20 protein-coding genes and 1 tRNA gene are annotated in these 20158 nt (G+C 67.0%); 13 read left to right on the top strand and 8 right to left on the bottom strand.

Annotated elements, in window-relative coordinates:
* The first annotated feature begins 70 nt into the window (after window positions 1-70).
* Window positions 71-1690 (top strand): chaperonin GroEL, encoded by a 1620-nt coding sequence (gene groL, locus HSO01S_RS09850; RefSeq protein WP_066040899.1) that lies wholly within the window; start codon window positions 71-73, stop codon window positions 1688-1690.
* Window positions 1691-2054: 364 nt separating this feature from the next.
* Here the strand turns inward: groL and HSO01S_RS09845 are convergent, their stop codons facing one another.
* The 5 genes from HSO01S_RS09845 to HSO01S_RS09825 all read right to left on the bottom strand — a co-directional run bounded on the left by HSO01S_RS09845 (window position 2055) and on the right by HSO01S_RS09825 (window position 8729).
* Entirely contained in the window at window positions 2055-3896 is a 1842-nt protein-coding gene (locus tag HSO01S_RS09845) for a sensor histidine kinase (RefSeq protein ID WP_066040897.1), read from the bottom strand.
* Window positions 3897-3928: 32 nt separating this feature from the next.
* Window positions 3929-4618, bottom strand: a complete 690-nt coding sequence (locus HSO01S_RS09840; RefSeq protein WP_066040896.1) for a response regulator transcription factor — start codon at window positions 4616-4618, stop codon at window positions 3929-3931.
* Between the two features lie 104 nt (window positions 4619-4722).
* A complete protein-coding gene (locus tag HSO01S_RS09835) occupies window positions 4723-6363 on the bottom strand; it encodes a DNA repair helicase XPB (RefSeq protein WP_066040894.1) in 1641 nt (546 codons plus the stop codon).
* A 27-nt stretch (window positions 6364-6390) separates the two neighbouring features.
* Window positions 6391-8472: a helicase-associated domain-containing protein gene (locus HSO01S_RS09830; RefSeq protein ID WP_066040892.1), complete on the bottom strand. Its 2082-nt coding sequence runs from the start codon at window positions 8470-8472 to the stop codon at window positions 6391-6393.
* The gene (locus HSO01S_RS09825; protein ID WP_157079010.1) at window positions 8469-8729 is read right to left on the bottom strand and encodes a hypothetical protein; all 261 of its coding nucleotides are present in this window, start codon (window positions 8727-8729) and stop codon (window positions 8469-8471) included. The genes HSO01S_RS09830 and HSO01S_RS09825 overlap by 4 nt, the downstream gene beginning before the upstream one ends.
* A gap of 78 nt (window positions 8730-8807) precedes the next feature.
* Between HSO01S_RS09825 and HSO01S_RS09820 the strand changes: the two genes are divergently transcribed.
* Together HSO01S_RS09820 and HSO01S_RS09815 are read left to right on the top strand one after the other, a co-directional pair.
* The gene (locus tag HSO01S_RS09820) at window positions 8808-9188 is read left to right on the top strand and encodes a cold-shock protein (protein WP_066040890.1); all 381 of its coding nucleotides are present in this window, start codon (window positions 8808-8810) and stop codon (window positions 9186-9188) included.
* The gene (locus tag HSO01S_RS09815) at window positions 9188-10351 is read left to right on the top strand and encodes a DUF3027 domain-containing protein (RefSeq protein ID WP_245635963.1); all 1164 of its coding nucleotides are present in this window, start codon (window positions 9188-9190) and stop codon (window positions 10349-10351) included. The genes HSO01S_RS09820 and HSO01S_RS09815 overlap by 1 nt, the downstream gene beginning before the upstream one ends.
* A 93-nt stretch (window positions 10352-10444) precedes the next feature.
* Here HSO01S_RS09815 and serC read toward each other — a convergent pair whose 3' ends face one another.
* Window positions 10445-11563 carry a phosphoserine transaminase gene (serC, locus tag HSO01S_RS09810; protein WP_066041535.1) on the bottom strand — a complete coding sequence of 373 codons (1119 nt, stop codon included), beginning with the start codon at window positions 11561-11563 and terminating at the stop codon, window positions 10445-10447.
* A 94-nt stretch (window positions 11564-11657) separates the two neighbouring features.
* Here serC and HSO01S_RS09805 point away from each other — a divergent pair, with 94 nt between their 5' ends.
* From HSO01S_RS09805 to HSO01S_RS09790, 4 genes are all read left to right on the top strand, one after another.
* Window positions 11658-12350, top strand: a complete 693-nt coding sequence (locus HSO01S_RS09805; RefSeq protein ID WP_066040888.1) for an iron-dependent transcriptional repressor DtxR — start codon at window positions 11658-11660, stop codon at window positions 12348-12350.
* Window positions 12351-12564: 214 nt separating this feature from the next.
* On the top strand, window positions 12565-13623 hold the full coding sequence (locus HSO01S_RS09800; RefSeq protein ID WP_157079009.1) for a C40 family peptidase: 1059 nt from the start codon (window positions 12565-12567) through the stop codon (window positions 13621-13623).
* A 344-nt stretch (window positions 13624-13967) separates the two neighbouring features.
* Window positions 13968-14465: an HNH endonuclease gene (locus HSO01S_RS09795; RefSeq protein WP_066040883.1), complete on the top strand. Its 498-nt coding sequence runs from the start codon at window positions 13968-13970 to the stop codon at window positions 14463-14465.
* Between the two features lie 51 nt (window positions 14466-14516).
* A tRNA-Arg gene (locus HSO01S_RS09790) sits at window positions 14517-14588 on the top strand.
* Between the two features lie 79 nt (window positions 14589-14667).
* Here HSO01S_RS09790 and HSO01S_RS18340 read toward each other — a convergent pair.
* Both HSO01S_RS18340 and HSO01S_RS18740 read right to left on the bottom strand, forming a co-directional pair.
* Window positions 14668-15882 (bottom strand): tyrosine-type recombinase/integrase, encoded by a 1215-nt coding sequence (locus HSO01S_RS18340; protein ID WP_169799970.1) that lies wholly within the window; start codon window positions 15880-15882, stop codon window positions 14668-14670.
* Window positions 15879-16460, bottom strand: a complete 582-nt coding sequence (locus tag HSO01S_RS18740) for a hypothetical protein (protein WP_157079007.1) — start codon at window positions 16458-16460, stop codon at window positions 15879-15881. Before HSO01S_RS18740 ends, HSO01S_RS18340 begins: the two co-directional genes overlap by 4 nt.
* 97 nt (window positions 16461-16557) lie before the next feature.
* On the opposite strand from HSO01S_RS18740, the gene HSO01S_RS09780 reads away from it, so the two are divergent.
* The 6 genes from HSO01S_RS09780 (at window position 16558) to HSO01S_RS09750 (ending at window position 20075) form a co-directional block, all read left to right on the top strand.
* Window positions 16558-16770 carry a helix-turn-helix domain-containing protein gene (locus tag HSO01S_RS09780; RefSeq protein WP_066040879.1) on the top strand — a complete coding sequence of 71 codons (213 nt, stop codon included), beginning with the start codon at window positions 16558-16560 and terminating at the stop codon, window positions 16768-16770.
* Between the two features lie 334 nt (window positions 16771-17104).
* Complete coding sequence (locus tag HSO01S_RS09770; RefSeq protein ID WP_066040875.1) at window positions 17105-17740, top strand: hypothetical protein; 636 nt, start codon at window positions 17105-17107, stop codon at window positions 17738-17740.
* 241 nt (window positions 17741-17981) lie between these two features.
* A complete protein-coding gene (locus HSO01S_RS09760) occupies window positions 17982-18206 on the top strand; it encodes a hypothetical protein (RefSeq protein WP_066040870.1) in 225 nt (74 codons plus the stop codon).
* Window positions 18203-18409: a hypothetical protein gene (locus HSO01S_RS18735; protein ID WP_157079006.1), complete on the top strand. Its 207-nt coding sequence runs from the start codon at window positions 18203-18205 to the stop codon at window positions 18407-18409. Before HSO01S_RS09760 ends, HSO01S_RS18735 begins: the two co-directional genes overlap by 4 nt.
* A complete protein-coding gene (locus HSO01S_RS09755) occupies window positions 18406-18840 on the top strand; it encodes a hypothetical protein (protein ID WP_157079005.1) in 435 nt (144 codons plus the stop codon). Before HSO01S_RS18735 ends, HSO01S_RS09755 begins: the two co-directional genes overlap by 4 nt.
* The gene (locus tag HSO01S_RS09750; protein WP_084361534.1) at window positions 18837-20075 is read left to right on the top strand and encodes an AAA family ATPase; all 1239 of its coding nucleotides are present in this window, start codon (window positions 18837-18839) and stop codon (window positions 20073-20075) included. Before HSO01S_RS09755 ends, HSO01S_RS09750 begins: the two co-directional genes overlap by 4 nt.
* Window positions 20076-20158: the final 83 nt, after the last annotated feature.

The raw sequence follows: 20158 nt of genomic DNA, 5'->3' as shown, positions 1-20158 counted from the left end.
TAGCACTCGTGAAGTCTGAGTGCTAACACCTGAATCTTTGAACGACGTCCAGGGAGGACGAAGAACACACATGGCAAAGATCATTGCTTTCGATGAAGAGGCCCGTCGCGGCCTGGAGCGCGGCCTGAACATCCTCGCCGACGCCGTCAAGGTCACGCTCGGCCCGCGTGGCCGCAACGTCGTCCTCGAGAAGAAGTGGGGCGCCCCCACGATCACCAACGACGGCGTGTCCATCGCCAAGGAGATCGAGCTCGACGACCCGTACGAGAAGATCGGTGCCGAGCTCGTCAAGGAGGTCGCCAAGAAGACCGACGACGTCGCGGGTGACGGAACCACCACCGCGACCGTTCTGGCCCAGGCCCTGGTCAAGGAAGGCCTCCGCAACGTGGCCGCCGGCGCCGACCCGATCTCGCTCAAGAAGGGCATCGAGAAGGCCGTCGCCGCCGTCTCCGCCGAGCTGATCAAGAACGCCAAGGAGATCGAGACCAAGGAAGAGATCGCGGCCACCGCATCCATCTCCGCGGCCGACCCCGAGATCGGCGCGATCATCGCCGAGGCCATCGACAAGGTGGGCAAGGAAGGCGTCGTCACCGTCGAGGAGTCGAACACCTTCGGCACCGAGCTCGAGCTGACTGAGGGCATGCGCTTCGACAAGGGCTACCTGTCGGCGTACTTCGTCACCGACCCCGAGCGCCAGGAAGCGGTCTTCGAAGACCCCTACATCCTGATCGTCAACTCGAAGGTCTCGAACATCAAGGACCTGCTGCCGATCGTCGACAAGGTCATCCAGACCGGCAAGCAGCTCCTCATCATCGCCGAGGACGTCGACGGCGAGGCCCTGGCCACGCTGGTCGTCAACAAGATCCGCGGCATCTTCAAGTCGGTCGCCGTCAAGGCTCCCGGCTTCGGAGACCGTCGCAAGGCGCAGCTGCAGGACATCGCGATCCTCACCGGCGGCCAGGTCATCTCCGAGGAGGTCGGCCTCAAGCTCGAGAACGTCACCCTCGACCTGCTCGGTCAGGCCCGCAAGGTCGTCATCACCAAGGACGAGACCACGATCGTCGAAGGCGCCGGAGACCCCGAGGCCATCGCCGGACGCGTCGCTCAGATCCGCTCGGAGATCGAGAACACCGACAGCGACTACGACCGCGAGAAGCTCCAGGAGCGCCTCGCGAAGCTCGCCGGTGGTGTCGCGGTCATCAAGGCCGGTGCCGCGACCGAGGTCGAGCTGAAGGAGCGCAAGCACCGCATCGAGGATGCAGTGCGCAACGCCAAGGCTGCCGTCGAAGAGGGCATCGTCGCCGGTGGTGGCGTGGCCCTCATCCAGGCCGGCAAGACCGCCTTCGCCAACCTCGACCTCAAGGGCGACGAGGCGACCGGTGCGAACATCGTGAAGGTGGCCATCGAGGCCCCCCTCAAGCAGATCGCCTTCAACGCCGGCATGGAGCCGGGCGTCGTCGCCGCCAAGGTGCGCGACCTCGACTACGGCTGGGGCCTGAACGCCGCGACCGGTGAGTACGTCGACCTCCTGGCCGCCGGCATCATCGACCCGGCCAAGGTCACCCGCTCGGCGCTGCAGAACGCCGCGTCGATCGCCGGCCTCTTCCTCACCACCGAGGTCGTCGTCGCCGACAAGCCCGAGAAGAACCCGGCTCCGGCCGGCGACCCCACGGGTGGCATGGACTTCTGAGTTAGTTCCAAAGAAAAAGGCGGTCCCCTGCGGGGGCCGCCTTTTTCTTTGCCTGCGCCGGTCCCCGCCCGGCGCAGGGCGACATGTTCGCGTGCCGTCGTAAGGCGCGGCCTGCGGTCGCACCTCACGGCGACGCGCTCACCCTGGGTCGTCGACAGCGGCCTGTTGCGTTTGTGTTCCGTGCCGACCGACTGTCCTCGAGACGTCAGTTGTTGTCGCTATTCGGGGATATAGCGACAACAAGTGACGGGTCGAGGACAGTGTCTTTGGGTCTTCACCTTCCGGGAAATTCGGGAGCCTTGGAGCCCGCACCTGCCGGGACGCGAGAGACCGTTTCGCCGCGCTCACCTGCCGGGAGGGGTACTTACTCGGCGAGGGGGAGGGTTACGCGGAAGGTGGCTCCTCCGCCGGGGGTTTCCAGGGCCTCGACGGTGCCGTGGTGGGCCGCGATGATGGAGGAGACGATGGCGAGGCCGAGGCCGCTTCCGCCGGTCTCGCGGGTGCGGGAGGAGTCGGCGCGGTAGAAGCGCTGGAAGATCTTCTCGCGGATCTGGGGCGGGATACCGGTTCCGTGGTCGATGATGTCGACGGTCGCGACCCGGCGCTTCTCGTCGACCTGCACCGAGAGCTCGATCGGGCTGTCGGCGTCGGTGAACCGCAGCGCGTTGCCGATGAGGTTCGTCAGCACCTGCCGGATCTTGTTCTCCTCGGCCAGCACGATCGGGCGCACCTCGGCGGCCGGCTGCGAGGCGGCCTGAGCGCCGGAGACCGGAATCGCGGCGGTCGGCGTCGACGAGGATGCACGCCGGGCGGCCCCGAAGCCCCGGCCGGATCCGGTCCGCGCGACCGGCCCGGTGGCCTGCGAGCCCTGCGCGCTGCCCCCGGAGTCCAGCCCGGTAATGGGGCCCGTCTCCGTCGGGTCACCGGCGGCACGGGGCTTCCGGCGCAGGCGAGCGAGAGCGCTGTTGGCGAAGGTGACCGGACGAGTCGCGGTCGACGGCTTCCCGGGCGCACCGGAACCGGAGCCGGAACCAGAGCCAGCACCGGAGCCCGACGCAGACCCGTCCGCATCCGCCGCCGTGCCCTCGATCGCCGGAGCGAAGGTCACCGACGAGGGAGCGTTGGGCGTGATCACCGAGACGACGCGTTCGGGGCTGGCGGCCCGCGCATCCATCGCCGCATCCAGAGTCAGGGGCACGAGGTCGATCAGGGCTAGCTGCAGCGGGCGGGTCTCGTCGAGACGGGCGAGCTCGAGGAGGTCTTCGACGAGCGTGCCCATCCGGATCGCCTCCTTCTCGATGCGGTCCATCGCCTGAGCGACGTCTTCGGGCGTCTGGAGCGCCCCCATCCGGTACAGCTCGGCGTAGCCGCGCACCGACACCAGCGGTGTGCGCAGCTCGTGCGAGGCGTCACCGACGAAGCGGCGCATCTGGTCGATCGTGCGCGCGCGGTCGGCGAAGGCGCTGTCGATGCGCGAGAGCATCGTGTTGAGCGAGCGGTTGAGGCGGCCGACCTCGGTGTTGGGCGTCGCATCCGACATGCGCCGGCTGAAGTCACCGCCGTCGGCGATCGCCGCCGCCGTGCGTTCGACCTCGCGGAGCGGCCCGAACGTCGACGTCACGAGCAGTCGCGTCAGCATGGCGCCCAGGATCACGACGCCGATGCCGAAGGCGAGGAAGATCGACAGGTAGGTCGCCGTCGTCTTCTCGGTCTCGGCGAGCGACTTCGCGATCACGATGGTGCCGAGCGACCCGTCGCCGCCGTAGAGGTAGACCGTCGTCGCGATGGCGTGCCACTGCGTGTGCTGATCGATCGAGTCGATGCTGAAGACCTTGCCCTCGAGCAGGTTCGCCGTGTCGAGCGAGACCTGCGCCTGGGGCATGGCCTGCGGATCGCGGTCGCCCCAGTTGCTGACGATCAGCTCACCGGATGCGCTCAGCAGCCCCACGAAGTAGTCGGTGGGCGCCGAGGTGATGTCCTGGATGCCGAAGCGCTCCTGCGTGGCATCCGGCCCGAGGAAGGGCGAGGCGTCTTTCGAGGCGGTGTCGAGCTGCGAGTCGACCTGCTGCAGCAGGTAGGTGCGCAGGACGATCATCGTGCCCACTCCCGACACCACCAGCCCGAAGGTCAGCATCAAGACCGTCACGCCCGTGATCTTGGTGCGCAGCGAGATCGAGTTCCACTGCTTCAGGATGGCGTTCAGCATGTCGGGGAGAAGGCTACCGCCTCAGGCTGGGGCTAGGCCTTGCTGACCTTGAGCATGTAGCCGAAGCCGCGCTTGGTCTGGATGAGCGACTCCTCGGTGTGCGCGTCGAGCTTGCGACGCAGGTACGAGATGTACGACTCCACGATGCCGGCGTCGCCGTTGAAGTCGTACTCCCAGACGTGATCGAGGATCTGCGCCTTCGAGAGCACCCGGTTCGGGTTCAGCATCAGGTAGCGCAGCAGCTTGAACTCGGTGGGGGAGAGCTCAATCGCGGTGTCGCCCACGAAGACCTCGTGCGTGTCCTGATCCATCGTCAGCTCGCCGGCGCGGATGATCGCGTCTTCGTCGGCCTGCATCGTGCGGCGGAGGATCGCCTTGATGCGCGCGACGATCTCGTCGAGGCTGAACGGCTTGGTCACGTAGTCGTCGCCGCCGACCGTGAGGCCGGTGATCTTGTCCTCCGTGTCGTCCTTCGCCGTGAGGAAGAGGATGGGGGCGGTGTAGCCCGCGGCCCGCAGCCGCTTGGTGACCCCGAAGCCGTTCATGTCGGGGAGCATGACGTCGAGGATGATGAGATCCGGCTCCTCCTCCAGCACGGCGGAGATGGTCTGCGCGCCGTTGCTGACCGCACGCACGGCGAAGCCGGCGAAGCGGAGGCTGGTGGTGAGCAGATCGCGGATGTTCGGTTCGTCGTCGACGATGAGGATGCGAGGGCCGGTCATGCATCCATTATCTGCGGGTGCGCTGTGCGAAAACTGTGAGTCAGTGGTGCACTGGCTCCCGGCCCGCTCGATCCCGGCGGCGAGTCGGCCGGGGCCCCCGAACGCTAGGCGACGAGCGCGTCGGCGTCGACGATCGAGTAGGCGTAGCCCTGCTCGGCGAGGAAGCGCTGGCGGTTCTGCGCGAACTCCTGATCGACCGTGTCGCGCGCGACGAGCGTGTAGAAGCTCGCCGACAGCCCGGACTCCTTCGGGCGCAGCAGGCGACCGAGGCGCTGGGCCTCCTCCTGACGCGACCCGAACGACCCGGAGACCTGGATGGCGACACTCGCCTCGGGCAGGTCGATCGAGAAGTTCGCGACCTTGCTGACCACGAGGATCTTCTCGTCGCCGTCGCGGAACGCCTGGAACAGCCGCTCGCGCTCGGCCACGGGTGTGGCGCCCGTGATCTCCGGGGCGCCGAGCTGGGCCGCGAGCTCGTCGAGCTGGTCGATGTACTGCCCGATGACGAGGATGCGCTCGCCCTCGTGATGCGCGATCAGCCGGCGGGTCGCGTCGAGCTTCGCGGGCGCGGTGGCGGCGAGGCGGTAGCGCTCGTCGTCGCCGGCGGCCGCATACGTCATCCGCTCGTCATAGGGCAGGTCGACCCGCACCTCGTAGCAGTTGGCGGGGGAGATGTAGCCCTGGGCCTCGATCTCCTTCCACGGCGCGTCGAAGCGCTTGGGGCCGATCAGGCTGAAGACGTCGGACTCCCGGCCGTCCTCCCGCACCAGGGTCGCCGTGAGGCCGAGGCGGCGGCGGGCCTGGAGGTCGGCGGTGAGCTTGAAGACGGGCGCGGGCAGCAGGTGCACCTCGTCGTAGACGACGAGCCCCCAGTCGAGCGCGTCGAGCAGCTCGAGGTGGGCGTAGCTGCCGCTGCGCTTGGAGGTGAGGATCTGGTAGGTCGCGATCGTGACCGGCTTGACCTCTTTGACCAGGCCGGAGTACTCGCCGATCTCATCCTCGGTGAGGGTCGTGCGCTTCAGCAGCTCGCTCCGCCACTGGCGCGCCGAGACCGTGTTGGTCACCAGGATGAGCGTGTTGGTCTTGATCGCGGCCATCGCGCCGGCGCCGACCAGCGTCTTTCCCGCGCCACAGGGCAGCACCACGACTCCCGAACCGTGCTCGGAGAACAGGTCGACCGCCTCGCGCTGGTAGTCGCGCAGGTGCCAGTTCGACTCGTCGAGCTCGATCGCGTGCGGGGTGCCCGGCGTGAAGCCGGCGAGGTCGTCGGCGGGCCAGCCGAGCTTGATCAGTTCCTGCTTGAGCTGACCGCGGGCCCAGGGGGCGATCAGCCAGCTGCCGTCGTCGCGGCGCTCGGTGAGCAGCGGTGCGACCTTCTTGCCGCGGGTGATCTCGGTCAGCACGGCCGGGTCGGTCGAACGCAGGCTGAGCACGCCCTCGTCGTCGCGCTCGATCACGAGCTTGCCGTAGCGGCCGATGGTCTCGACGATCTCGAGGGTCACCGACTGCGGCACCGCGAACTTCGAGTACTGCTCCAGGGTCGCGAGGATCTCGTCGGCCGAGTGGCCGGCGGCACGCGCGTTCCAGAGGCCGAGCCGGGTGATGCGGTAGGTGTGCACGTGCTCGGGGGCGCGCTCCAGCTCGGCGAACACCGCCAGTTCGTGGCGGGCCGCAGCGGCATCCGGATGCGCGACCTCCAGCAGTACGGTGCGGTCGCTTTGGACGATGAGAGGGCCGTCGGGCATAACTGGAAAGTCTACGCGGCCCTCGGGTCAGGCGGCCTCGACGGCCAGGATGTTCGCCACGGGCACCGTGCGCTCGATCCCCGCCTTCTCGTCGACGCAGCGCAGCCGGCCGTTCGAGAGGCTCTGCGGAGTGACGCGGAGGTGGGCGGCCGAGCCGTCGGGCATCCGCACGTCGACCAGCAGCGGGGTGCGGGCGCGCACGGCCTGGTCGAGCTGCCGGGTGATCCAGGCGGTGGGGTCGTCGGGGGAGGCGGTGGGGGCGTCGCGGAGGCGGGCGAGCAGGTCGGCGGCTGCGGAGGTGGGGGTGGAGGTGGAGCTGGGTGCTGCGGGGGAGGTGATGGGGGTGCCTGTCTGTGCCGAGGTGGGGGTGGTGACCGGTGCCGCGGTGCGGCCGGAGTTCGGGGTCGAGGCGGGTGCTGCGGGCGCGGCTTCAGAGGCTGCGGCGGCGGCGGCGGGCAGGGTCGGGGCCGACGCGGGCGCCGGGACGATCCGGGCGCGGGTCATGACGCGCGGCTCGCCGTCGGCGTCGAGCGCGAGCACGGGGTAGCGGGCGTCGAGCATCAGCCAGTAGACGGTTGCGGGTTCGGCACGGCTGACGAGGGGAGCCGGCCCGGCCTCGGTCGCGGCATCCGTGGTGCGGCGCAAGTCGAGGGCCGAGAGGGCATGGTCGAGGGCGATCGTGCCGCGGAGGGCTTCGTCGGCGGTCTCGACGATCGTGCGCACCCCTGGGCCGGCGTTCGCGGCCGGTCGGACCCGCACCAGGCCGTGCCGGCGCCCGCCCTGCGTGAGCAGGTAGTCGAGCGCCTGAGGGAGCCCGGTCAGCGACACCTCGCCGAGGAAGTCCCGGAGCGACTGCTCGGTCTCGCCCGAGGCGAGAGCGCGGTCGATCGAGGCCTGCGAGATGCGGTATGCCGAGGCCAGGCCGCGGTTCTCGAGGTCGGCCAGCAGGCGGATGCGCGCGTCGATCGTCGGCGGCAGCGGGCCCGGCGCGATGACCGAGAGGTCGTGCTGCACGTAGACCTGCGTGACCTCGGGCGGCAGGGCCGCGGCGACGACGTCGAGCCCGGGCTCGCGTGCTCCGCCTGCGGGCTGCGGCGCTCCGGTCTCTAGGTCGGCGCGGGTCTCGTGGATGGCGACGGCTCCGAACGGGGTCGGCCGGTCGTCCGCGACGAGGCCCAGCGTCACCGCGACAGCGCCGATCCCGGCGAGCACCTCGTGCCGAGACTCGTCCGCCGCCGGGTACCGGTCGAGGAAGGCCCGGGCGAGCGTGCTCTCGTTCTGCCAGGCCAGCGAGGCGTGCAGGATGCGGCGCCAGGGCGCCGGGAGCGCTCCGAACCAGCTGCGGGTCAGGGCCAGCCACCGGTCGGCGGCGGGGAGGAGGTTCCACTGCTCGGCGAGGGTCGTGGAGAGCAGCGTCTCGGCCTCGGCGGCCACGAGCCGGGCGGATGCGGCGAGCTCGACGACCGCGGGTACCTGGTCGACCTCGACGCCGAGCAGGGGTGCCAGCCGGCGCTCCTCGACCGTGCCGATGCCGCCGTGGGCGCGGAGGCGCACGGGGGCGGTGCGCAGCTGTTGCAGGAGTTCGGAGACGGCGGAGACCGTGGTGAAGGCGCGCTCGGCCGCGGCGGCGAGCAGGACGGCCTCGTCGCGGGACGCAGCCGCATCCGTACCGGCGTCGCCGGTGTCACCGCCGGTGTCGTCGCCGGTCACGGGGCCTGCTTCGGCGAGCACCGCCTGCGCGACCTCGCTCACCGCGTCATAAGGGAGGAGTGCGCCCGGCTCGGGTGCATCCGGCCCCGCTTCGGCTGCGAGGGCCAGGGCGACGAGGTCGGCGTCGGTCGTGGCGAGCGGGTCGGTACTGTGCCCAGAGGAAGGGGTGCCGGCCTCGACCGCCGGGGCGGCCGGGGCGCTCGCCGCCAGGCGCACGAGCGCCTCGCGGTCGACGTCGCGGAGGGCGAGGCGGATCGAGGCGGGCTGCAGCAGGGCGTCGGCGAGATCGAAGAAGTCGCGGATGTCGCGTGCCGGAACGCGCCGCTCCGTCACGAGACGGACGAGCGCGTCGTCATCGAGAGCGCTCAGCCGTCGGGCGAGCGGGAGCGAATCGCTCATTTACTCCTGCGGTCGTCGCGGAGACGCCGGCGCATGCTCATGACCAGGAGGGCGATCATCAGCACCAGCCCGACCGGCAGGGCGATCACCGGGAGGAGGGCCACCGTACGGCCGAAGTCGTTGTTGAGGTTCACCCCGACCAGTCCGCAGACGAGCACCGCGATGATCGCGAGTACCGAGAGCCCCACGAGCGTCACCACCATGAAGGTCAGTGCCCGCTCCGGGCGGGTCGCCGGGGTCTTCTCAACGTCGCTCACAGTCCAAGGATACGGGCACGGGTAGGCTGGTGAGTGGCCAGGAGGGGTATCCGGGCCGATTACACGAGGAGATTCACGATGCCAACCGGCAAGGTCAAGTTCTACGACGACGAGAAGGGCTTCGGCTTCATCAGCACCGATGACGGCCAAGAGGTCTTCCTGCACGCGTCAGCCCTGCCTGCAGGAGCGTCGGTGAAGGCCGGCTCGCGACTCGAGTTCGGCATCGCCGACGGCAAGCGCGGCGCCCAGGCCCTCTCGGTGCGCGTGCTCGAAGCACCGCCGAGCCTCGTCAAGATGTCGCGGAAGCCCGCGGACGACATGGCCGTGATCGTCGAAGACCTGGTGAAGGTGCTCGACTCGATCGGCGGCAACCTCAAGCGCGGCCGCTACCCCGACAACGCCCACAGCCGCAAGATCGCGGCCCTGCTGCGCAAGGTCGCCGACGAGCTGGACGCCTAGTGGCGTCTGACACCCCCACTCCCTCCGAGGAGTCGGAGGAGCAGACGGCTGCTGTCGAGGCTGCGGATGCCGCCGAGACCGCGGATGCCGCCGGTGATGCCGCGGTCGAGGCCGTGGAAGCGGCCGGCGTCGTCGAGGTGACTGAGGTCGTGGTAGAGACCGTGGAGGTCGTCGAGGTGACGGATCTCGTCGTCGAGACCGCCGACGGCGTCACGGTCGTGGAGGTCACGGATGCGTTCGCCGAGTCGGCCGACGGCACCGAGGTCGTCGAGATCACCGAGACCGTCGAGCTCGTCGAGGTCGCGGACGTCATCGATGCCACTGAGGCCGCGGAAGCCACCGAACCGACGGAGTCGACGGAGGACGTCGAGGTCGAGGCCGAGAAGCCCGCGCCGGTGACGGACGAGGTGCTGCTCGCCTCGGTCGGGCTCGCCCGAGCGGCGCTCCGCGAGATCACGCCCGGCGCCACGATCGGCGACGTCATCGGCCACCGCGCCGAAGAGGACCACGTGCTCAGCCTGCACTTCGAGTCGCGTCTGGCCGGCTACCCCGGCTGGCACTGGACTGTCACGCTCGCCCGCGTCGATGAGCAGTCCGAGCCCACGGTGCTCGAGGTCGAGATGCTTCCCGGCGAGGATGCGCTCGTCGCGCCCGACTGGGTGCCGTGGTCCGAGCGCCTCGCCGAGTACCAGCTCGCGCAGGAGCTCGCCGCCGCGACCGCCGCAGCCGACGCCGACGACGACCTCGATGAGGACGACGACGCCGACTCGGACGACGAGGATGCGGACGACGAGGACGTGGATGACGAGGACGATCTCGACGAGGACGTCCTCGATCTCGACGGCATCGACCTCGACGACCACGTCTCCGACGATGACGAGCTCGCGGCCGCTGACGCGGATGCCTCGGTCGACGATGACTCCGACGACGAGTCTGACGACGATGACGACGAGTCTGACGACGATGACGATGAGTCTGATGACGACGAGTCCGACGACGGCGACGACGATGACGACGAAGAGTCTGAAGACGACGAGTCGGACGACGACGACTCTGAAGACGACGAGTCCGACGACGACGATGACGACGAAGCCGACTTCGACGAGGAGGAGTCCGACGACTACGACGACCCGCACGCCGAAGGTGCGCAGTCGTTCCGCTGAGCGGACGCTCCACTCACGAGAAGAGCCCGACCGGGTCATCCGGTCGGGCTCTCTTCGTTTCGCGGTCAGGCCGCGCAGGAATGCTGTGGCGCGCTACCCGCTCAGGTTCTCCACCACGTACTCGATCGACGAGATGAGCTGGCGCACGTCGTCGGGCTCGATGGCCACGAACGTCGCCACCCGCAGCTGGTTGCGGCCGAGCTTGCGGTACGGCTCGGTGTCGACGATGCCGTTCGCACGCAACGCCTTCGCGACCATGGCAGCATCCACGCTGTCATCGAAGTCGATCGTCACAACGACCTGCGAGCGGTGGGCGGGATCCGCGACGAACGGGGTGGCGTACGAGACGCCCTCGGCCCACTCGTAGAGCACCGACGACGACTCGGCGGTGCGCGATGCGGCCCAGGGCAGGCCGCCGTTCTCGTTGATCCACGAGATCTGGTCGTCGAGCATGACGAGGGTCGCGATGGCCGGGGTGTTGAGGGTCTGGTTCAGGCGCGAGTTGTCGACCGCGTTCTTCAGGCTCAGGAACTCGGGGATGTACCGGCCGGAGGCCGCGATCCGCTCCACCCGCTCGAGCGCGGCGGGGGAGAAGAGGCCGAGCCAGAGCCCGCCGTCGGAGGCGAAGTTCTTCTGCGGGGCGAAGTAGTAGACATCCGCCTCGGAGGAGTCGAAGTCGATGCCGCCTGCGGCGCTCGTGGCGTCGACGACGGTGAGCGCGCCCTCGTCACCGTGCACGCGGCGCACGGGGGCCATCACGCCGGTGCTGGTCTCGTTGTGCGGCCAGGCGTAGACGTCGACGCCCTCCAGCACCTCGATCTCGCCGCGGCTGCCCGCGTCGGACTTGATCACGTGCGGCGCCTCGAGCCACGGCGCGCCCGCGGCGGCGGCGAACTTCGAACCGAACTCGCCGAACGACAGGTTCTCGGCGCGCTTCTCGATCAGACCGAAGGATGCCGCATCCCAGAACGCGGTCGACCCGCCGTTGCCGAGCACGACCTCGTAGCCCTCGGGCAGCGAGAACAGGCTCGAGAGGCCCGAGCGCACGGAGCCGACGAGGTTCTTCACGGGTGCCTGGCGGTGGCTCGTGCCGAGGAGCGTCGCTCCGCGGGTGACGAGGTCTTCGAGCTGACCGGGGCGTACCTTCGAGGGCCCGCACCCGAATCGGCCGTCCACGGGGAGTCGGTCGGTGGGAATCTGGATCTCAGCCATGAAGCCCATAGTATCGACGCGCGAGCGCCCCTCCGGCACGCCGGAACACTAGGCTGTTTGAGGTACGCCTAACAAGGCGATGAGGAGTTTTGCAGTGACTGATCTGATCGACACCACGGAGATGTACCTCCGCACGATCCTCGAGCTCGAAGAGGAGAACATCAATCCTCTGCGGGCACGGATCTCGGAGCGCCTCGGTCACTCCGGTCCCACGGTGTCGCAGACCGTCGGACGTATGGAGCGTGACGGTTTGGTCGTCGTCTCGGTCGATCGTCACCTCGAGCTGACCGAGGTCGGCCGCAAGAAGGCCATCTCCGTCATGCGCAAGCACCGCCTCGCCGAACGCCTGCTGAGCGACGTCATCGGCCTCGAGTGGGAGCTCGTGCACGACGAGGCCTGTCGCTGGGAGCACGTGATGAGCGAGCAGGTCGAACTGCGCATCCTGGAGATGCTCGACCACCCGACCGAGTCGCCTTACGGCAACCCGATCCCGGGTCTGGATGCCTTCGGCGAAGCGGCCTCGATCCCGTTCACCAAGGGCGTCGTCAACATCGTGACGCTCGTGCACGGGGCTGTCGGGCCGCAGACCAAGATCATCCGCCGGCTCGGCGAGCCCGCGCAGGTCGATCCCGAGCTCCTGCTGCAGCTCAAGCAGGCCGGTGTCGTGCCGGGCAACTCGGCCGCGTTCACCGCGGTGGGTTCCTACGTTCTGGTCGAGGTTGAAGGTTTCGCCGAGGGGCTCGAACTGCCCAATGAGGTCGCAAGCCATATATTCGTTGGTATCTAGTCCGCTTCTCGTTACGGAATTGTTAAAAACACCCCCCGTCGAAGTGACAAAGGCCTGAGGCTCCCGTATTCTCTAACGAGTCCGGCCATGCCCGAAGCGGCTGGACACGGGCCAAGACACCTCGATTCCCGTCTCTTGGCTGCTGACTACGCACGCTTATCGGTGTGGACGGGAGCAGTGCACGATGCTGCGAGAGGTGCCGGAGGATTGCATTTTGGCCCCACATGGTGACTCGCTCGACAACGAGCAGACTCCCGAAGACCCGAACCGACCCGCGACACCTCCCGCTCAGCCCCTGACACGTCGGGAGCTCCGCGCGATGGAGCAGGCCGCCGCAGCGGCGAAGCCCTCCACGGAGATCGTGCTGGCCTCGTCGGCCGCCGCTCCGTCGAAGGCTGTCGCGACGTCGTCGGTCGCCGTGACTCCGGTCGTCTCGACGTCGGTTCCGGCTGCCCCCGCTGCCGCGACCCCGGCTGCCAAGACGGATCTCGCCACGCGGAAGGCCGCCGCGGCTCCCGCTCAGCGCGCCCCGTTCATCCGGAAGCCGCGTTTCGCGAAGCCCACGAAGAAGGGCACCGTCAGCGTCGTCGTCATGACCTTCGCGGCCGCCCTCGTCGCCACCATGGCTCTGCCCGCCTACGCCTTCGGCGGCGGCGGCAGCTTCGACAACGGCGTCTCGACCGATGCCGCCCTGAGCGGCCAGCAGACCCTCGTCGTGCCGGATGCCTCGGCCCAGCTCGCGATCAGCCGCGACAACTACACCGCGCCGACCACCGAGCAGCTCGCCGCAGCCCGTGAGGCCGCCGCCGCTGCGGTCGCCGCCACCCAGGCCGCCGAACTCGCCGCCACCAACGCCGCGAACGCCGCGACCGCCAAGAAGACCTCGGGCGCCTCCTCCGGCGCGTTCACGGTCAACCCGCCCTCGGGCTCTTACAGCGGTGCGGCCCTGGTCGCGTTCGCGGAGCAGTTCGTCGGCGTCGTGCCCTACGGCAGCGGTGCGAGCCCCGACACCAGCTTCGGCTGCGACGGCCTCACGCAGTACGTCTTCGGCGCGTTCGGCATCTACCTCCCGCGCACCGTGAGCAACCAGGCCGCGATGGGCATCCCGATCGCTCCTGAGGATGCTCAGGCCGGCGACCTGATGATCTACCCGATCGGTCACGTCGGCATCTACGCCGGCGACGGCACGATGATCGACTCGCCCGACTGGGGTCGCTACGTCGAGCACCGCCCGACCTGGGGCAGTTACTACTTCGTGCGCATCGTCAGCTGACCTGCTCGCGACCGGAGTGTAAACACTTCGTTACCGCCTCCTGAAACGGCGTGCCACGGATATGTGGTACGCCGTTTCTGTCGTACTCTTTAGCTCTGATCGTCCTCGAGATCCCGGAGAGCCTGATGTCACAGGGTAGGAGCCGCCGCACCACGGTGCGTTTCCTGCTGCTCGTGCGTCGGCACTCGAGTGGGCTGAGTCAGAGCCGCATAGCTGGTTCTGGGAGTAAGGCGCTGTCATCGTGACGGCGCCTTTTTTGTTGCCCGCGCGTCTCCGGCTCTCGCCGATGGTGTGTGAAACGTCGAACACCTGGAAGCCGTCCAGGTCTCTTCGAAAGGGAGAGCATGCGAACTCTGGTACTCAATGCAGGATATGAACCGCTCGGTGTCGTCTCGTTCAAGAGGGCCCTCGTCCTCGTCCTGAACGAGAAGGCCCGCGTCCTCGCGAGCGACGACGACCACCCGGTTCTCGGGATCACGGGCGCCTACGAGCGGCCCGCGGTCATCCTGCTGACCCGCTACGTGCGGGTGCCCCTGAACAGGATGATGCCGGTCTCGCGGCGTGGTGTGCTGCGGCGCGACAACCAGCGCTGCGGCTACTGCGGAGCATCCGCCACCACGATCGACCACGTGCATCCGCGGTCGCGCGGCGGCAAGGACACGTGGGAGAACCTGGTCGCCTGCTGCCTGCGCTGCAACAACGTGAAGGGCGACCGGACGCCGGCCGAGATGGGCTGGTCGCTGCGCTTCTCGCCGCGGATGCCGCACCAAGCGGGCTGGACCCTCAAGGGTGCGGAGCGGGCGGAGCCGCAGTGGGAGACGTTCTTGGACGTCGCGGCCTGAGTCACGTGCTCGCGTCGGGCCTGCCGCGGCGTCGGTAGACTTGGAGGGTCAGCCTCTGTAGCTCAATGGAAGAGCAGTTCCGTCCTAAGGAAAGGGTTGGGGGTTCGAGTCCCTCCAGGGGCACGGTAGTGAATCGGCGTCTGACCGGGTCATTTGCGTTTTGTGTCTGTCGCCAAATCGGCCCCATGTGCTGAATCCTGTGCTAAGCCCCCGCGAACACGGCCGCGAGTCGATCCGCGGCGTCGCGTTGCATGGTCTCGGTGACGTGGCTGTACACGCTCATGGTGATCGAGATATCGCTGTGCCCCAGGCGCTCCTGCACAACCTTCGGGTGCACGCCCTCAGCCAGCAGGAGGGTCGCGTGGGAATGGCGCAGGCCGTGCATCGGCATCGCTGGCAGCGTCTCCTCACCCAGGGCCCGTCGGGCTGCGGCCACCCTGACCGCCCATCGTGCCGTGGCGCGGTTCGGGTTGATCACGTTGCCTCCGTCGTCTCCGAAGAGGTATGCATCTGCCCGAGCGAGATCCAGCGACAGTGAGCCCCGCAGCGCTTTCCACGACTTGAGCACGTCGATGGTCTCAGAGTCGACATCGATCACCCGAGCCTTGCCGCTCTTCGTCGACTTCACAGTCCCGTGCGCGATCGTGTCTGCTGCTCGCCTCACGGACACACGTCGGTGCTTCACATCAATGTCCGACCACCGCAACGCCAGTCCCTCACTGCGCCTCATGCCGGTGCGCGCAAGCAGGAACCAGAAGGCGTGGTGCTCGTCCTGATAGACGTCGCGATCCCAGGCGAGGAAGGTGTTGAGTTGCGACGCCGACCACGTGACCATCTCAGGTGCCGCAGCGCGCACCTGCTTTCCGGTCGGTGCCTTCACGACCTTTGTGCGACGCGCGGCGTTGCTCGTCAACAGGCCGTCATCGACTGCGGCATCGAGAATCGACCCCAGAACGACGTGTGCCTTGCGCACAGTGTTGGCCGATAGCTCGGCACCGTCCTGCCCACCCTCGCGTCGCAGAAAGGCGTAGTGGCGCTTGAGTGCGCTCGGCGTGATGCCTTCGAGGGAGCTGTTCCCGAGCTTGGGGGAAAGGTACAGGCGGAACAGCCGTTCGTACCCAGCGCGAGTGGACGGCGCGACGTCGATGCCGTCTAGCCATTCGCGACCGTAGGTGTCGAACGTGGTCCCTTTGGGGGTGGCTGCCCGCGCCCGCGCCTTAAGCCTTGCGAGCGCTTCACGCAGCCCCTCGTCGGCACCATCAGCCTTCAGGTATCCGCCTTTACTCGTGCGCTTGAGTTCGCCATCGGGTGCTGCAGGATCGACAGGTTCGTAGATCTGCCATCGCCAGCGAGTGCCGGCCTTTGTCGTGTACGCGTAGATGGCTCCACGCCCTCGTCGTCGAGATCTGGGAGTCACTTCGCTCGCCCTCTCCGGCCTGGTGGTAGCAGGCGTCGTCGGCGCGCTTCTGCTACCCATCGCTGAGCCGTCGGCAGGGAAGTCCCGCACGCTTGACGCAGGCGCTCCGTGGGGTTGGGGTCTTCTTCGTAGAAGCGCCACAGCATCGCGACTCTCGCGTAGAAGCCGTCTGTGCCATCTGGGCGTCCGATCGGCGCAGGGGGCTCATAGTCGATCGACCCGAGTAGCGACGCGATCATAGGACGTGCCGCCTGGTTGCGTCGGTTCGCTGCACCTTCGATCTGACCCAACGGGAATCGCATCTGAGCTGCAGTCACTCGGTCCGATGACTGGTCCGGCAGCACTACTACTGCCGTGACTTTCGCCCCATCGTTCACGATGCGGCCGTCCTCGACCTCGGGTGGAGCCATGCGGAGCAACACCCGCTGCCCGTTGTCCTCGCGTTCGATCTCATCCCATGAGTGCGCCACCGCATCGGCGCGCTCCGAACGGATCAGCGCTCGTTCGATCTCGTCGCCGTTTGGCATCGGCGAATGAATAATGCGCCACCCGTCGGGAAGGTCGTCGTCTACTAACACACCCAAACCATACACGCCGGTGAGGCGCTTGCGCGAACCTCAAAGTTCTGTTTAGTATCTGAGTACGTGATGTTCACGCAAGTACATCGGAGGAAGAATGATCACCACACTCGAAGAGGCCAGGGTTGCTACGACCGCGGTTCTCACCAGGAACGAGGTGGCCGGCATCCTGCGGGTGAATCCCCGCACGGTCACCGAAGGCATCCGCCAGGGTACGATTCCCGCGATCAAGGTCGGGCGCCGCATCGTCATCCCGCGCGAGCCATTCGTTGCGATGTTCACCCGCCCGGTCCACGCGATGCCGGCGTAAGTGTCCACACCGCCCCGAGCCGTCCATTCGCTTGGGTACAACCCGCTGACGTACGCGGACCCGACCGGGGAAGAAGTAGTGCGACGCCTGGATGGCGACGTAGTGCTCTCCTGGCCTGACGGGTTCACCGTTCGACTCAGCCAGTCCGATGCAGCCCCACTGCTGCGTTTCCTCAGCATGCTGTACCGCTTCCGACAGTCCAGGAGGGGACACATCTGGGGCTCGAAAAAGGAATCCCCGGTCCTGTTGGCGCAGGAACCGGGGGAAATGTCCGACACCTACAACGACGAAGGAAATCAGAATGTCTAAAGCTATATTGCCACAACCCACGCCGATGACCCCGGAGCAGGCCGACTTCGCTGCCCGGTTTGCCTCCTACGAGATCGTCACCCTCGTCGACCGTTGCGAATTCGAACCGCTCGAGCTCGACGACGGCCGATACTTTCACAGTGGTGGCGTCGTAAGGATTCTCCCCAGTCACATGCGCATCGAAGTCATCGCGACCAATGGTGCAGAAGCAAAACTCTTCGAGCAGATGCTCCGGGCCGCGGAGAACTTCCGAGACGGTAAGAGTTGGGCCGGGTGCCTAACCTTCACCACTCAAGGCAGCGCGGGTGACGAGTGGTACGAGTCAGAGCGGATCGGCCGGTTCTTGCCAACAGCGGAGCCAAACTCGATGTTCCTCGTGGTTCCCTGCGATGACACTCGATGCACGGAGCGATGGCACGAGTACGACGAAAAGACAGCACTGGGGACTCCGATCGTCATCCACAATGGCGACTCGATCGACCACCCGCAGGGCCACTACACGGTAACCATGATCCGCGTTACTGCAGAGGGTTGGCGGCTCGAGATCGAGGTACCAAGGTACGAGCTGACCGTCTTCTCGGCCCGCTCTTTGGCTAACGACATCAACTGGCTCTCCATTGAGTGCGAAAAGCTCAACTCCACTGAGGCGGTGGCAGCGTGACGGCCTCGATCCGCCCAAGCCACCGAGCTAAGCTCCGGCGGCCGTTCGCACGGGTGGTGCGAAGCCGGCTCAGCCTTCACGAGTTCTACCAGTCCCTCAGGCTCTATCGAGTACCGGCCTGGCGTGTGGCAATGGTCTACCTGGGGTTCTCGTCGATTCGGCTCAGCGAGCTGGAATGCGTGGTCGTCGTCACGAAGACCAAGGCGTCCGACTTGTGCCGGCAAGCGGAGGCGATCCGCTGATGTCGCTGTATGTCACCCGAGTGGAGTTCGCTCCCCGAATGATGACCCGAGAGATGGCCGCTTACTACCTCAGCATCAGTCTGCGAGACCTCGACGTCCTGCGCGAGCAGAAGGAGATCACGCCGAAGGGTCGTGGCCGGCGGGTGTTGTACGACAAGGCTGACCTCGATCGAATCGCAGACAAGATGCCCGAGCGTCCCGCAACGAGAGGACAACGATCGTGACCACAACCGAAACACGATTTGCCGGCCAGATCACCACTGAGGCGGGGTTACTCGAGGAGACATCACCCGTCGTCATTGTCAACGTGCTCGGCATGCAGGCAGACCTTTCCCCTGATGAAGCGGTCCGCTTCGCAGTGCGTCTGCTCGAGGCGGCGTCGCGAGCAGAGAACCCGCCCCCGATCGATTGGACGGCAGAGGGATGAACGAGGAGAAGCGGCCAGATACCGAAATGGGTTTGGCCGCTTCTCACATCCCCACCCACATCATCCGCATTAGCGACACCGCGAACAACGCTATCGAGCAGTGGGCGTTCGAGCTCGCTCACGACCGGCTCCAACTTTGGCAACTGCCTACCGGACTACAAGCGTTCTGGACTCTCGCGTGGTCCGAAGGTCGCGAGTCACGCCGAGACGAACTCGCCAAGGCCCAGGCAGACGCTGATCGCTACTACGCCCGCCTCTACGACCCCCGCCTGGAACTCAAGCCCGCGCCCGCGTCACACGCCGAGATGGAACGGCGACGGGGAAACCCCGAGCGCGCAGCCGAATACGAAGCATTCCTCAACCAGCTTTTCACTGACCACTTCGGCGGGACTATCTCCCACCCCGCCGCCGAAGATCGGACCACCACATGACCGCTGACACAGTAACGACGGACGAGACCGATGCGGCCGAACTCCGACGAATTATCAACGCCACAAACTCCCGCAACACCGACCGACGCGAACTCCTCATCACTCCCGCGTCGCACATCCGAACCCGCCGACAGAAGTGGCTTTGGAACGACCGCATACCTCTCGGAACAGTCACCGTGTTCGCGGGGCGCGGGGGAGAGGGCAAGTCCACATTCGCGCTGCACATCGGCGCACAAGCCATCCTTGGTGCGCTTGAGGGTGACCTGTACGGAGTTGCCTCACCGTTCATCATCATCAGCCACGAAGATGACTGGTCGACCGTGATGAAGCCGCGCTTGATCGCGGCCCGCGCCGACACCGATGCAGTCTTCAAACTGTCCATCCGAGCCACGGTCGACGAAGAGACACACGAGACGGTTCCAAGTCTCCCCATCGACGTTGAGCTCATTCGGCAGGCGCTCGAGGAGACGGGCGCGAAGGTCATCCTGATCGACCCCATCTCATCCACCCTTGCCGGCGATCTCCACAAGGTTGCAGACGTGCGACGAGCGCTCGACCCGCTGGCATCGCTGGCTCAAGAGATGGAAGTTGCCGTGATCGCGATCATGCACTTCAACAAAGGCGCAGGCAGCGTCTCCGACAAGCTCTCCGGATCGCACGCGTTCCGAGACGTGTCGAGGTCCGTGCTTCTCTTCGCGACCGACGACGAGACGGGGCAGCGCGTCGTCTCTGTAGACAAATCGAACTACAGCGCCGAGCGCGGATCGTCCTTCGCGTTCAACCTCCGTTCGGTGGAAGTCGAAACCGACGACGGCGCATTCACGACCGTCGCGCAGGTCGACTACCTCGGAGACACCGACGTGAACGTCTCCGACATCGTCAACCGCGACCAGACCGGCGGTGGCGACCACGACGACCGTAACGCGGCACAAGGGTTCATCCTCGACTATCTGCACGACCAGGAGTCGTTTGAGGCACCCGCAAGAGATGTTCTGAAGGCGGGCCGTGCGAACGGGTTCAGCGATCAGGAAATCAAAGATGCCCGCCGACGATGCAAGAACCCGAAAGTCGCCAGCGGCAAGTCGGGGTACGGGGCCGGCTGGGTGTGGAGCGTCGAAGGTGGCACCGAAGGTGGCGTAGGTGGCAAGAATTCAAACCCCGCCACCTTGGCCACCTTCCTGCCACCTTCGGGGCTTGTCGCTATCGCAGGGTCCTGGGAAGGGGCAGCGAAATGAGCCTCTGCCCGGACTGCAGCAGCGACACCGTCCTCACCGACACGGGCGGCAACGTCTGGGTGCTCGGCATCGTCCACGACGAC

This window comes from Herbiconiux solani NBRC 106740 (genome assembly GCF_001571005.1).
GTDB lineage: Bacteria > Actinomycetota > Actinomycetes > Actinomycetales > Microbacteriaceae > Herbiconiux > Herbiconiux solani.
This window is presented reverse-complemented; position numbering and strand designations above follow the sequence as displayed.

Bases quoted from the DNA above. Each gene is read 5' to 3' on its own strand.
- groL (WP_066040899.1), top strand. From the start codon at position 71: ATGGCAAAGATCATTGCTTTCGATGAAGAGGCCCGTCGCGGCCTGGAG.
- HSO01S_RS09845 (WP_066040897.1), bottom strand. From the start codon at position 3,896: ATGCTGAACGCCATCCTGAAGCAGTGGAACTCGATCTCGCTGCGCACC.
- HSO01S_RS09840 (WP_066040896.1), bottom strand. From the start codon at position 4,618: ATGACCGGCCCTCGCATCCTCATCGTCGACGACGAACCGAACATCCGC.
- HSO01S_RS09835 (WP_066040894.1), bottom strand. From the start codon at position 6,363: ATGCCCGACGGCCCTCTCATCGTCCAAAGCGACCGCACCGTACTGCTG.
- HSO01S_RS09830 (WP_066040892.1), bottom strand. From the start codon at position 8,472: ATGAGCGATTCGCTCCCGCTCGCCCGACGGCTGAGCGCTCTCGATGAC.
- HSO01S_RS09820 (WP_066040890.1), top strand. From the start codon at position 8,808: ATGCCAACCGGCAAGGTCAAGTTCTACGACGACGAGAAGGGCTTCGGC.
- serC (WP_066041535.1), bottom strand. From the start codon at position 11,563: ATGGCTGAGATCCAGATTCCCACCGACCGACTCCCCGTGGACGGCCGA.
- HSO01S_RS09795 (WP_066040883.1), top strand. From the start codon at position 13,968: ATGCGAACTCTGGTACTCAATGCAGGATATGAACCGCTCGGTGTCGTC.
- HSO01S_RS09780 (WP_066040879.1), top strand. From the start codon at position 16,558: ATGATCACCACACTCGAAGAGGCCAGGGTTGCTACGACCGCGGTTCTC.
- HSO01S_RS09770 (WP_066040875.1), top strand. From the start codon at position 17,105: ATGACCCCGGAGCAGGCCGACTTCGCTGCCCGGTTTGCCTCCTACGAG.
- HSO01S_RS09760 (WP_066040870.1), top strand. From the start codon at position 17,982: ATGTCGCTGTATGTCACCCGAGTGGAGTTCGCTCCCCGAATGATGACC.
- HSO01S_RS09755 (WP_157079005.1), top strand. From the start codon at position 18,406: ATGAACGAGGAGAAGCGGCCAGATACCGAAATGGGTTTGGCCGCTTCT.
- HSO01S_RS09750 (WP_084361534.1), top strand. From the start codon at position 18,837: ATGACCGCTGACACAGTAACGACGGACGAGACCGATGCGGCCGAACTC.